Raw genomic sequence first — 13,492 nt, 5'->3', positions numbered from 1 at the left:
TTGTTTTTTGAAATTAACAATTACAAACTAGAAACTAGAAACTAGAAACTAGAAACTAGAAACTAGAAAATTAAATACAGAGCCTAGCGACGCTGGCAAGAAGTGCAGCCGCGGCATGCTGAGCGTGTGGTTTTATCCAACAAACTACGCTGAACTTTGCAATAAGCGTTCTTCAATGCACGTCGACCAGAAAACCAATCATCAGGTTTAGTGAGATTCAAATAGCCATTAAAGCGTTTTACGAGTTCCACTCTGTTCGTGTCTATAAAGCGGCGGTCAAAGCTTATCTCAAAGTAATCCAGAGCTTCTTCAATACAAGTAAAGCTGGCAATTTTGGCTTGAATATCGTTTTGACTCATAGCTTTCTTTTCTGGATGCATCAACGGAGCGGTAAGTATACATTCTCCCACAAACCTGATCTTTGATTTAACTCCATTAGCATCCAATCTCCGTTAGGGCCTATCTACACCTGCGTATTTCACACCAGAGAGTACCGCCATTTCACGATTCAAAGTAACAAGATCGCCTTAGTTTAACTGACTAAGATCATCATCCCGCACGCTCTTGCCATTACTTGTACTCATTCAAACAAGCTTTACAGACAAATGATTTGCTCATTTCCTTAAATTTATCATGGCCATACTGTGTGGTTGATTTTCTGTAAGCGTAGAACCGCTCAAGTACTGCATCAGGGGATTAAAGTTTTCCTATACTTTATGTGGGTCTTAACGCTGTGGAGGCTAACATGACCATTTCAACCCGGCTCGACCACTATTTGACTGAACATAATATCCACTTTCAAACCGTGGATCACAGTCATAGTAATAGTTCGCTGCAAAGCGGTGTTTCAGCGGGCATTCCTCTCCATAATTTGGCAAAAGGTGTTATTTTAGAAGATCACCAAGGCCATCATATGATGGCGGTATTGCCAGCAAATAATAAGATCAGCTTGTCAAGATTGAATGACGAGCTCAATGCTTCTTTTCATTTGATCAAAGAACGCGAAGTCTATCGATTATTTACCGATTGCGACAACGGGGCAATACCTCCCGTAGGCGGTGCCTATCACATGACGACCATCTGTGACGAAGTTCTCGCCAACTTAGATCATGTGTATTTAGAAGCGGGCGACCATAAAACACTGATTAAGCTAGATAAAGAAGCTTTTCGTGAGCTAATGGGTACAAGTCGTTTTATACGATTTAGTAGCGAAGTGTTCCACTAGTTTATATTGAAACGCTTAGACGCCCAGAGCAGACTTATCCGAAGCTTATTCAACCTAAGCTTATCCAACTTAATTCGGCGGGTCATTTCAAAAATGTCGCATTCTTTGCCCTCTACTGGCTAGAATCGACGAGCATATGCACTGAGATGACTCGTTTTTTTGTAGAGCTCCACAAACCCCACCACACGCATGAATTCTATTTCGCCCATCGGCACGCAACGTACACTGAATTGAACTGAGTTTATTCCGCCTGGTGTTTGTTCCGACTGATGTGTTTAGTTCGATCGATGTGTTTAGTCCGACCGAAAAAACGAACAAATGCGTGCCTAGCACCTTACGTAAAAGCTCTAATTCCAAAATAATTTTAATATTCGTTCTCCAATCAAACACGCCATTCCGGCCTAACGCCAGTATAAAGCCCGTCCAACATTCAAACGATCGTTTAAAACTGCCGTCCCAAATGTATAGCTATAAGAAACACTTTTACTGTTAGAACTACGGTAAGTGATTTTCCAAGTTCTCAAACAACATCGCTATTTTTCTGAATCTGAACTTCAAACTAGAAAAGCGATAAACATAATATTTACATATGGTTGCGACTTAAAAATAAACATTTTTGCATATGAGATGGGCGTAACATTTTAAAAAAGTCAGTGTTACAGATTTGTTAAACTAAATTATGTTTTGATTGATGATTTACTCATTATTTAGTTTCAACCACCTAGATTCGTTGATTTTAAATCTAGGTAGCATGCCCAAGCAATCTCGACTAAGTAACCAAAAATACTAAGTTCAGCGAGAATCGCTTGGGTATCTCAGTAAAATACATGGAGTTTTAGAGTGATATGAAGACAAGGAATGTAAACATCGCTCTTGCGATATCGATAACCCTAGGATCGCCTAATCTATTTGCCGCTGGATTTCAGCTATCTGAACACTCTGCCGCTGGGTTGGGTCGAGCCAATGCCGGAGAAGCTGCCATTGCTGATGGCGCCTCTGTGGTCGCTCATAACCCTGCCGCCATTACCATGTTTGGTTCTTATGAACTTTCCATTGGTGCAGCATACATCATGCCAGAAGTCCGTGTAACGGGTAATGGTGTATCAGACTCATTTAATAACCGGCTCACCAACAATGATGTTGTCGATAACGTGATTGTCCCCTCTTTTTATCTTGCTGCCCCTATTAATGACCAATGGTCATGGGGCCTAGGTATATTCACTGATTTCGGGCTTGCCACTGAATACCCAGATGACTATCTCGCGGGGCCGATAGGCGGCGAAACCAGTCTAGAAACCGTCAACTTTAACCCAACGATCGCCTACCGAATCAACGAAGCGTTCAGCGTGGGGGCTGGTGCAAGTATTGTTTATGGTCAAGCGACCCTAACAAGAACACTTGGCATTCTTGCCGATGCAATAAACGCGGGTAACGGTACGGACTTTGCGCGAAGCGATATCGCAAAGTCACTGGATGGTGATGGTTGGGGCTATGGCTTCAATATTGGCGGGCTATGGGAAATCAATCCGAACCACCGCTTGGGTTTAAGTTACCGTTCAAAAGTCGATGTGGAATTCGAGGGCGACTATTATTCCGATATTCCAAGCAACACCACGATGCCCGGACAACAAGTAACGGGAGACCTCACTCTTAATCTTCCGAGTATTACTGAGTTCTCAGGGTATCATCAAATCTCGACGCCTTTTGCCGTTCACTACAGCATCATGATGACAGGTTGGGATGTATTTGAAGAAATTCGAGCCACAGTAGATGGTCAAGAAGTACTGCAGAAAGACGAGAATTTTGAAAATTCGTTCAAGTACGCACTGGGGGCCACCTATCAATTTAGCCCTGCTTTCACCTTTCGTGCAGGTATTGCTTATGACGAAACACCAAACGTTAACGACAGAAGCATTAGTTTGCCTGATTCCGACCGAATCAACTACAGCTTAGGTGCGACGTACGCATTCAACCAGCACAGCCGGATCGACGTTGGCTTCACCTTTATCGATGCAGAAGAAGTTACGTTTAAAGAGCCGCTAGAACCGGATGCTTTACCAGGTGTCGATCTCGCATATCGTTCTGAGGGGGATGCTTACGTTTATGGCATTCAATACAACCACTCTTTCTAGTGACTGAATCACAACAATAAATTACAGGGAAGCAAACCATGTACGGAATCAACAAAACGGTTGTCGCTACGCTGATAAGTACCACTCTTTTGATTGGTTGTAACAGTGAAGATTATGACGAACCACAAACCACCAGTGGGTATACACTGTCTGAATATGGCACACCTGAGCTGTGTGGAAATGGACAAGAATGGGCCAGTGCAGAACAAGTCACAGCAATAGAGAACTTGGTTGAATTAGCCGAGGATAACAGCATTGTTACTCTGCCCGCCGGTTGTTTCAAGATGAACAACCAATTGACGGTCGATTCAAAAAATAACTTAATATTGCGTGGCGCTGGTATTGACCAAACCTATCTCGATTTTAGCGACGTTGATGGTAAAGACGGCATCGCAATCAGTGGCGGCTCTAATATTACTGTCTCCGACCTACAAATTGCCGAAGCCTCAAAAAATGGTCTAAAAGCCGACGGTGTCGAGGGAATTATTATTCGCGACGTTGCGGCGGTATGGTTAGAAGTGCCCCGAGCCCGCGATGAAGACGGTAACTTACGTGGTACTTACGGGATCTACCCTGTTAAATCACAAAACGTACTCATCGAAGATACATGGAGTTACGGCAGTGCAGATGCGGGGATTTATGTCGGCCAAACCATCGGTGCGGTCATTCGTGATAATGTAGCGGAGAAGAACATTGCCGGTATTGAAATCGAGAACAGTTCAAACGTCGATGTCTACAACAACCTCGCACTAGGCAATACTGGTGGCGTTCTGCTGTTTGATCTACCTGGTGCAACAAGCATTGGTCGTTTGATCGACGATGTGCGTATCTTTGACAATGTCATTCGTGACAACAATCTTGTGAATTACGTTGATACCACCTGTCAAAATGGACCAGGCGGCTGTGGCGTTGTTGGGATTGTCCCTCCTGGTACAGGTGTGGTCATTCTATCTGGCCGAAATAGTGAATTCTTCAATAACACCATTACCAACCACGATTCAATGGCCTTAGCGATGACCAGTTACTTATTAGTCAATGGCGATCCTAACGCATACAGCCTACTGAATGGCACCTCTGAGGGCAACGCTATCATGCAAGGTTGGAATCCGGTTCCAACAGGGATGTATTTTCATGACAACGCCATTACCAATACGGGCGCTAACCCAAATGGCTCGCTGATTGAAGAAATGGTGTTAGCCTATAACTTGAATCATCAAGCTTTCCCTGCTCTCTTCTATGATGGCGCGGGAGAATCGTTGATCCGTTCCCAAATGTTCACACCGATCCGCGATGCATTGAACGGCATGACGGGAACAACAAATTGGAACTATCTTACTGAGTTTCCAGAATCAGCGAACAACTGTCTGATAAATAACGGTGCGAGTGTCGGTGTATTAGTCGATAATACGGATCCAACCGCAATTGCACGTTATGCCGAAGACCCTGCCAATGCAGACTTTCTGTTCGAAAATGAGCAAGCGACATTGCTCACTGCTGGCTGTGATTCCAAACAACCATTAGATATCAACACCGTGACCATCGACGGTGTGGTATATGGGTACAACCAAACAGAAGACGGCGCGACTGACCCAGATAATCCTGATACACCAAACGGTATCGTAGGCAATGCCACTTGTTCGATTGAGAATTTAGCGGGCATCAACTGGGATGCTATCACTCGGGAAAGTGACGCCTATGGTGAAAACTGCATGAGTTTGTCTCAATACAATCTCTTTGAAGATGCCAAAGACCCAACCCAAAACCTCAACTTGGCGACTTCTGCAAAAGGTACATTGTATGAAATGAACGTTGAACTCTTTACCGATTACGCACGCAAATACCGCTTTGTTGTCATGCCGAATGAAGTCGCAGCAAGCTATCGTGAGCAGGAGGTATTCGATTTCCCAGTGGGTACCGTATTGATTAAAACGTTCGCACTTCCTTCGAGCACAGAAAATGCGCGTGGAGAAAACGAAGAACTGATTGAAACTCGCCTACTTATTCGTCGTGACAGTGGTTGGATTGCACTTCCATACGTATGGAATGAAGACAAAACCGATGCATACCTAACTGCCGTATCGGTGCCATTCGAACGCAGCCTAATGCACAACGGTAAAACATTAGATTTCACCTATGAAGTCCCAAGTCGAAACGAATGTACGCTTTGTCATAAGGTCGAGGATGATGTTGCAGACCCAACGGGCAACACACAACCAAAAGGCTTCTCTCCAATTGGCCCTAAGGCTCGCAATTTGAATAGCGTGAAAGATGTCACTAACGGCTCACCAGTGAACCAACTTGTGCATTGGGAAACGCTTGGCCTATTCTCTCAACCGTTGCCTGATACGCCAGAAAACTTGCCGAAGACACCAATCTTCGATTCAGAACTGGGCGCAGCTAACCTCACTGATGCCGAGCTATTAGATTACGCAAAAGCCTATCTCGACGTTAACTGTGCACACTGTCACCGAACTGAAGGTAAAGCAGCAAGTAATCCATTTAAATTTGAATACTGGCGTGAAGGTATTGGTGAAATGGGCATTTGTGCACGAGGCATTACGTTCCACAAAGGGCCATCTCCTTATGTAATTGTACCGGGTGATCCTGCTAATTCTGTGCTTCACTATCGCATCAATGTGGACAATGGCAATATGATGCCTGAATTAGGTCGTCACGTTGTGCATGATGAGGGCGTACAACTCATTGCCGATTGGATAAATTCGATTGATACAACTGGCTGGAGCTGCGTAGAGTAACTCTACTTAACGCAAAAGTGTCAATGGCCACAGACCGTTTAAGTGGCCATTAAGAATCAATTATTATTCTTAAAACCAGAAAATAAAAAGAGCGATGGATAGATACCAATCGCTCTTTTTATTTGGCTGTTTAACTTGTTGGACTATCGCACTGCTTTGCCTATTGCAATACTTGTTAGCTATCGCAGTACGCTGATTGTCAGTGTAGCTCGCTAGCGTAGAAACAGTCTTTTCAATGCCTTAATAGCTGTACCACGTCGCTCTAGCAATAAACTGACACGAGGCAGCCATGTTGGTGTGTGTAGGACGGTTTTAGCATGACTAAAGGTTCTAAAGCCCTCTTCGCCATGATAATGCCCAATACCAGACTCACCGATACCACCAAATGGTGCATCTTCTGCGCCTACATGCAAAATCGTATCGTTGATACCTACGCCACCACTGTGCGTATTTCTTGTTATGTGTTCGATCATGCTTTTGTCGTTAGACATAATGTACAGCGCTAGTGGTCGTTGATTCTGATTAATGTAAGCAAGCACCTCTTCAATGTTCGAATAAGGTTTGATTGGCATAAGAGGGCCAAAAATTTCTTCTTTCATGATGGTCATGTCTTCTGAAACATGAGTGACCAAATGTGGGTACAAGCATCGCCCGTCTGTTTGAGCGTTGGCTACGGTATGGACCTCTGCGCCTTTTGCTTTTGCATCTTCAAGCACCGCTTTTAAGCGTTCAAACTGACGCTGGTTGATAATATGAGTAAGCCCCTGCTCTTGTTTGCCATTAACATACAAGCTTTCAAAACGTTTGAGAAAGAGAGCGATAAATTCGTCGACTTTACGCTCTGGGACAAAGGCGTAGTCAGGCGCAACACATATTTGTCCGGCATTAATGCACTTACCAAACAGAATGGTATCCACCGCTTTATTCAAATCCGCATCATCAGCCACAATAACCGGAGATTTGCCACCAAGCTCCAACGTAACGGGGGTTAAATTTTCGGCCGCGGCTTTCGCCACCGCACGCCCTACATTGGTTGATCCTGTAAAAAGCAAATGATCAAATGGCAATTTACTGAACGCCTGCGCCACATCCGCCTCTCCCTCTACAACCACCACATCCTCTGGCAATGCACGGCAGATATCAGTAATCACTTTATTGGTCTGGGGCGTAAACTCACTCAACTTGATCATGACTCGGTTGCCAGCAGCCAGCGCTGTCACTAGCGGTGACAAACTCAAAATGACAGGAAAGTTCCAAGGAGAAATGATACCAACGACACCGACTGGTTGATATTCAACAGATACTGATGATGGGGTCAGTAATAAACCGGCATGACGTCGACTCGGCTTACACCACTTATTAAGGCGCTTCACGGTATAATTGATTTGTGCGACCGTCGGCAATACATCCGTCATCGCGCTATCAAATTCAGAACGATAGCCAAAATCTGTACTTAACGCCGTAACAAGCGCCTGTTGATGCTCCAAAATCGTTTTCTTAAGGAGGTTTAGTTTCTGCTTTCTGACTTCTAAACTTGGATAAGGCTCTGAAAGGTAAGACGCTTTCAGTCGATCTAATGTTTGTGGTAATGCGTGACCAACTTCAATATCTACAATGGCATTCATGGGTTTTCTCCTTAAGCACTCGGATATTCTCCTAATGCGGCCTGATCTCAGGTTATTCTCGTTTCCAAATTAACAGCCTTTCCAGATTAACATATGAGCAACATTGTGACGAATGTAAGGCAAGAGAACTTAGAGTTTGAACTCAGATTTTATGGCTTTTACACATCTGCAATATTGATACGCGTAAACTGACTCGGAGCCTGTTCTATATAATGAGCCCATACATGCTCGTACAGTCGATGTTGATTAGCAAAAGGGGCTAAGTGTTTGGCTTCCTCTAACGAACACCATCGGAAATCGGTATGTTCATGGTTAAGAATGACATTCTGATTCGGCTTACAAAAAATCACAAAACAAGGGACCACCATTATTCGATTTTTCTTGGCTTCATAAAACTGTTCTAAGAAATCCGCACTATGAAGCGCTAACGCGTCAATTTGAGTTTCCTCTTTCAGCTCTCTTAGAATGGTTTGCCATCCCTCTTCACCAGATTCAACGCCACCTGCAACATGACACCAATATCCACCTTTTACCCTATTGAGTAATAGCATTTTATAAGTACCATCAAATTCAGAGAGCACCACGGCAGATACATGCGTCGCTTGAATTGGAATCATATTCCCTCCTTTTTACTCTGTTTTTTAACCATTCTGCATAATAACCCTTTACCTACAACCATAAGCCCCTGCGCTGACATACTGAAGCACAAAGCTTTGATTCATTGCGCCATTTAGTATGCTAAAGTGCGATCTCCAACAAAAAAAGAGCCACAAGATGCCTAATACTCTCAATTCTATGATTCCTATCGGCGTACGCTTCATGGTGCTGTCTGCCTTCGGCTTCGCACTCATGTCTGCGACGGTGAAACACGTTAGTTTGTATGGTATTCCAGTGTTTGAAATTGTGGCTGCAAGGGCTCTCGTTTCTTTAATCATCAGCTATGCCGATGTAAAGCGTAAAGGCATTTCCGTATGGGGGAACAACAAACCATTGCTGTTTGCGCGCGGGGCGGTTGGAACCATGGCATTAATGTGCGTGTACTACTCTGTCACAACCTTACCTTTAGCTGAAGCAACCATTTTTCAGTACATCCACCCTGTTTTTACTGCACTGCTCGCTGTATTTTTTCTTAAAGAACGCATTCATTTTTCTACGCTCCTTTGCATCGTACTCTGCTTACTTGGCGTCTACGTGATGGTAAGCGGTGATACGGGTCCAAATGCTCAGCAAACATTACCCATGTTCAGCGTTATGATCGCAATATTAGGCGCGTTTGGAAGCTCCATCGCGTATGTCATTGTCAGAAAGCTGAGTCAAACAGAAGACAGTTCGGTGATCATTTTTTACTTCCCTTTAGTCGCACTTCCTGCCTCGATCTTGCTGATTGGCGATCAATTCGTTATGCCTGATGCGTACCTTACTATGATGCTCGTCTTGGTTGGCGTGTTCACTCAGATTGGGCAACTCGGTTTAACCAAAGCCATGCAAACTCAAGAAGCAGGAAAAGCCTCCGCATACTCTTATGTGCAGATTATCTTCTCGGTTATTCTTGGGATTATTTTCTTCGGTGAACTGCCATCCATCTGGACTTACTTAGGCGGAGCATTGATCGTCACAGGGGCGTTAATCAATGTCTTTGGACAGCATTTAAAACTGCCGTTATTGAAACGTTAAATGTCTATTAAAAAGCAAAATAAAAGCCAACGGTGGTGACCGTTGGCTTCAAACGAGATATTTAAACTTAACAAACTTATTTCAGTTAATTGAGTTAACGTGAGGCTCTTAGTCTAAACGCTCTAATCGATAGAAAAGTTCAGGGAAAAAGTTGGTTTCCTTGATGGTGTAAACATAGCCACGATCTGAAAGGAAGACAAAAATTGGCTCTTCATCAAATTCATGCTCACTGCCCCCTGCGTCACCATTCATATTACGCGTCGTTTTAGGGTAGGTTTTATCAACCGACATGGTATCGTTGTTGAGTTTTCGAATCGTATAACTTGGGTACGAATCGGCCAGTAACGTGATGCTTTCATTTTGAGCGACTGAGCTGATATTGCTTTCAACAGGCGCCAACGGTAATGCACCTGCATAAACCATATCTGCGTCTGGATTATTAGACGTGGTAAAAATGTTACCGCTTGATGTATAGAGTTGAGTTCCATCGTAAGAGAACCAAAAATCCTCTCCTATCGCATAGTCTCCGTGATATGGAGAACCCACGTCATAATCTAACTCAAGTGCCTCATTGATGTTTGTTCGCCCTATATCCTGTGGAGAAAAAGCATTAGATGTGAAATAAATACCATGTCCGCTTGGGTGGACTTCAAACACTGACATCTGACGCAAAGATGGGCCTTGCATAAAGATTTCTTGCGAACGAGGTAAGTTTAAACGTGTATATTCACTAAACCCATCAAATCGTTCAACCAAATAAACCCAATCATTTTTTACAATCGTCATCGGGTTTTCAACACTGGTTTCGTGGGTTATTTGCAGCGGAGTTTCTGGATAGTCGGGATTATAGTCAATTTGCGTCACTTTATATTCATGACCCACCACAATTCGCCCTTGGGTTGATGAGAGATCAACGCTCAAGCTTTCAGGCCTATCTGAAAGCGGATAAGTATATGTCTTATTCGACGCGATATCGTAGACATAAACAGCGTTGATTGGAGAATCCGACGACATCACGATAATATCCAACCCTGGCAGGTGTTTCGCATCATTCACATGAAACGGCAGTTCTTGGGACTCATTCACCGCAGCGGGCGTATCTGCCTCAAACATCGCGGCCGTCACCTGATAGTTCATCGGGATAACAAGCGGGCTGCCTTTAATTGGATAGCGACATTCAGTATCGTAGCAAGCGTCAATTTTCAAACTGCTTGAATGTTCTCCGACTTTCAATGACGTTGGTAAGCGAACATCAGCCGTTAATTGATAAATGCTATTGCCCCGATCTTCAAAAGCGACATGGCTTGCGACTTTATAATCATGCTGGTGGCGCACTGTAATTCTGTCAGCATTATTTCCCGCCACATAAGCCGTAAAGACAATGGGGTCATTATCTAATCCTGCTTCATTAAGCGCTGCCGTTTTATTTATGTTTTGAGGAGAGGTAGAGCCCAGTGCAATTTCTTCTCGCAAATCATTTGAATAATCAACATTTACATTGATTGGGGAGCCGTCTACGTGCTGTTTGCAGTATTCGTCATAGCAGAAAGCTAAACTCACCAAGCTATTATTTTTGCCATCTTGCAATAAATACCCTGGCTTAAACTCTAAGATATAATCACCAGATTGCTCTGTTATGAATCGCATTTCAGCTCCGTTCAACAGCTTTCCTGTATCCTCGAGCACACCGATATAAACACTAGCATCGTCCGCAACACCACCTGTCGAATCAATATCTACTGTTGCGTAGGTATAATCCATGCTGTTTCCGGTAACGTTTAGCGATGACGTCGTCGAATAAACGCGTAATGTACTGCCACCTCCAGAGTCGGAACCACCTCCGCCCCCACCACCACAACCTACAAGCGTTAAAGCAACCGCTGCCGCCCATGTCATTCTATACATAACCTGCTGATCCTTTTGCATTTAATTGATTGACATTCTATTTACACACTTACGCTAAGTGGAAAATCATCTTACAAAATACGATCAGCTTAAAAATAATTGCATATAAAATATGACTAACGAATGGTGCGCTTTATTTTTACATTTTTCTTAATCTCAACTCGGGATAAGAAAGTCTACATTGCTTAATTGATGCGCCACTGAAGCCAATATGAAAGTTCAGTGCGGTTATTTTAACGACGTTAAGCGCTAAACGTGCCGCTAAATAGCTTAGATTATCTCGAGTTGAGGTTATTTAATATGAAACTTGATCCATCTAATACCAAGAAAAATGTGAATTAATGAAAATTTGGTAGCCATGAGAAAATAAAACGACCCATGCCATACATATTTCCTGAAAATGGGATCGTCCCCAAAAATACTCAGAGCGGTAAGGTCGTCCTTACTTCTGTAACGGGTACCAATTATACGCAAGCGGATATAAAGTTCTTAGACCTAATTTACCAACGATAGGTGATCGATACACCAACGTCTTCACTCGTCACCCATGGTACAAGCTGGACATTTTCATCATACGCATCCGTAAATACATAAGCACTTAACGTCCCTAATGCGGCTCCCGCTAACACATCACGCCAATAATGCTTCTTGGCTTCTACTCGCCCAACACCAACTAACGCTGCGACACCATAAGCAGGTAACCCCGCTTCCCAGCCATAACGCAAATACAAGTTTGTCGCAGACGCAAAAGCGTTTGCTGTATGGTTCGATGGGAAACTGTCGTTACCGCTTTTGTCTGGTCTCTCTGCATCAATGGTGACTTTTCCGAGTAAACCGATTCCCGATGCGGTACCAATACTAAAACCCGCTTGCCAAAAGCCCTCCCAATCCCCTTTATATACAGGAACTGCAGCGGCCGTTGCAACCAATCCATAAGCGCCAATATCGGTTAAAACATCCCAATCTTTTTCACTCATCGCATAGACAGATTGTGAACAGGTGACAGAAGCTATCCCTAGCAAACTTAGTGTTTTCTTCATCAATACAACCAATTAGAAAATAAATACACGCGAAAGCTACCACAGCCTCCAGCTTTATTCGAATGGGAACTGTAACAATTTGAATGTGAAATGAGCGTGAATAGGTTCTATTCTCAAGCACATTGCGATGCTCAGTCGTAGATTGAAAGGTTAAGGTTTTCTCGCTAAATCACGCGCCAGAATAAGCGCCAACCCAAAGACTTGAAGGAACAATGCGATGCTTTTATACCATGACATCTTATCTGCCAAACGAAGCATTTCTTCCGCAAGATCAAGATTGTTCAGATAGTGGTTGTCAATTTGCTCTCGCAGCGTCGACTGAGCTTGGTTGATTTGCCCCATTAGCTCTGGCAACTGCTCTGGTGTTATTGGGCCAATCTCTTGCCCAGTCCAGGATGACAAGTGACCTCGCATTGCGTCTTCAATTAAGAGAGGTAACGAACTGGATTGATTTAAGTGAACATGTAAGAGCAACATTTCTCGCTTTCGCTCTAACACTTCGACGCTATCCCAAGCGCGTTGAATAGAATATAAATTGTCGGCTTTTTGTTCTGCAATACTCGCGTTTGCTTGACTAAGTTTATCCAACACAACGCTGGTTAACAAAATAGCGGCAATATTGAGTACGAGTCCAATGAGTACAAGGAGCCAAGGCGGGGGTAAATAACTGCGCGTTTTCACCATAAGTTTCCATATGGCAAATAAAACAGATTCAAAATAACGAGCATAAACATACTAGCAAACGTCAGCTTCATGCCCGTCACGCGCCCTTTCAATTGATTAGACAATATAGCTCGTGCATGAAGCACCCGCCCAACCACGAATAACAATCCCGTTATATGTACCCACCAAACTGACGCGCCGTTATACTCTAAAAGGCACATCAAAATAAGCGTGATAGGAATGTATTCTGCGGCATTACTTTGGGCACTTCTTGCAATCTGTAAGGGCTCTACCCCGCCATCCGCATAGGCTACTTTGTTAATTCGTCGTTGTTTGATGACTTGAAAGGCAAGCCAAATGAGGAGCAGTGCTAAGAAACAAGCATAGAGTGCGGTAATCATAAACGAGCCTTCTTTAGGACCTACTGTTATTCAGTATACCCAAACACCCTAAAGATGCTTGGGTAGTTCCT

The 13,492-nt window shown here is 43.7% G+C and carries 11 protein-coding genes; 4 read left to right on the top strand and 7 right to left on the bottom strand.

All coding sequences use genetic code 11. From position 1 onward, the window contains the following. Positions 1–83: 83 nt before the first annotated feature. Positions 84–359, bottom strand: a complete 276-nt coding sequence (locus VA249_RS17075; protein ID WP_221071892.1) for a nitrogenase-stabilizing/protective protein NifW — start codon at positions 357–359, stop codon at positions 84–86. Between the two features lie 386 nt (positions 360–745). Here VA249_RS17075 and VA249_RS17070 point away from each other — a divergent pair, with 386 nt between their 5' ends. The 3 genes from VA249_RS17070 to VA249_RS17060 all read left to right on the top strand — a co-directional run bounded on the left by VA249_RS17070 (position 746) and on the right by VA249_RS17060 (position 6,113). Next, positions 746–1,225, top strand: a complete 480-nt coding sequence (locus VA249_RS17070) for an aminoacyl-tRNA deacylase (RefSeq protein WP_221071890.1) — start codon at positions 746–748, stop codon at positions 1,223–1,225. A gap of 845 nt (positions 1,226–2,070) precedes the next feature. Then, positions 2,071–3,357, top strand: coding sequence for an outer membrane protein transport protein (locus VA249_RS17065; protein WP_221071888.1), 1,287 nt, complete (start codon positions 2,071–2,073; stop codon positions 3,355–3,357). Positions 3,358–3,395: 38 nt separating this feature from the next. Beyond that, on the top strand, positions 3,396–6,113 hold the full coding sequence (locus VA249_RS17060) for an SO2930 family diheme c-type cytochrome (protein ID WP_221071885.1): 2,718 nt from the start codon (positions 3,396–3,398) through the stop codon (positions 6,111–6,113). Positions 6,114–6,325: 212 nt separating this feature from the next. Here VA249_RS17060 and VA249_RS17055 read toward each other — a convergent pair whose 3' ends face one another. Continuing rightward, the gene (locus VA249_RS17055; protein WP_221071883.1) at positions 6,326–7,738 is read right to left on the bottom strand and encodes a coniferyl aldehyde dehydrogenase; all 1,413 of its coding nucleotides are present in this window, start codon (positions 7,736–7,738) and stop codon (positions 6,326–6,328) included. A 158-nt stretch (positions 7,739–7,896) separates the two neighbouring features. Then, positions 7,897–8,355 carry an NUDIX hydrolase gene (locus tag VA249_RS17050; protein WP_221071882.1) on the bottom strand — a complete coding sequence of 153 codons (459 nt, stop codon included), beginning with the start codon at positions 8,353–8,355 and terminating at the stop codon, positions 7,897–7,899. A 157-nt stretch (positions 8,356–8,512) separates the two neighbouring features. Between VA249_RS17050 and VA249_RS17045 the strand changes: the two genes are divergently transcribed. Continuing rightward, the gene (locus VA249_RS17045) at positions 8,513–9,412 is read left to right on the top strand and encodes a DMT family transporter (RefSeq protein ID WP_221071879.1); all 900 of its coding nucleotides are present in this window, start codon (positions 8,513–8,515) and stop codon (positions 9,410–9,412) included. Between the two features lie 108 nt (positions 9,413–9,520). Here VA249_RS17045 and VA249_RS17040 read toward each other — a convergent pair whose 3' ends face one another. The 4 genes from VA249_RS17040 to VA249_RS17025 all read right to left on the bottom strand — a co-directional run bounded on the left by VA249_RS17040 (position 9,521) and on the right by VA249_RS17025 (position 13,421). Continuing rightward, positions 9,521–11,317 (bottom strand): PKD domain-containing protein, encoded by a 1,797-nt coding sequence (locus tag VA249_RS17040; protein WP_221071877.1) that lies wholly within the window; start codon positions 11,315–11,317, stop codon positions 9,521–9,523. A 500-nt stretch (positions 11,318–11,817) separates the two neighbouring features. After that, entirely contained in the window at positions 11,818–12,357 is a 540-nt protein-coding gene (locus VA249_RS17035) for a phosphatase PAP2 family protein (protein ID WP_221071875.1), read from the bottom strand. A 150-nt stretch (positions 12,358–12,507) separates the two neighbouring features. Continuing rightward, the gene (locus VA249_RS17030; protein ID WP_221071873.1) at positions 12,508–13,041 is read right to left on the bottom strand and encodes a DNA mismatch repair protein; all 534 of its coding nucleotides are present in this window, start codon (positions 13,039–13,041) and stop codon (positions 12,508–12,510) included. Next, the gene (locus tag VA249_RS17025) at positions 13,035–13,421 is read right to left on the bottom strand and encodes an MAPEG family protein (protein WP_221071871.1); all 387 of its coding nucleotides are present in this window, start codon (positions 13,419–13,421) and stop codon (positions 13,035–13,037) included. Before VA249_RS17025 ends, VA249_RS17030 begins: the two co-directional genes overlap by 7 nt. Between the last annotated feature and the right edge of the window lie 71 nt (positions 13,422–13,492).

This window comes from Vibrio alfacsensis (genome assembly GCF_019670485.1).
GTDB lineage: Bacteria > Pseudomonadota > Gammaproteobacteria > Enterobacterales > Vibrionaceae > Vibrio > Vibrio alfacsensis.
This window is presented reverse-complemented; position numbering and strand designations above follow the sequence as displayed.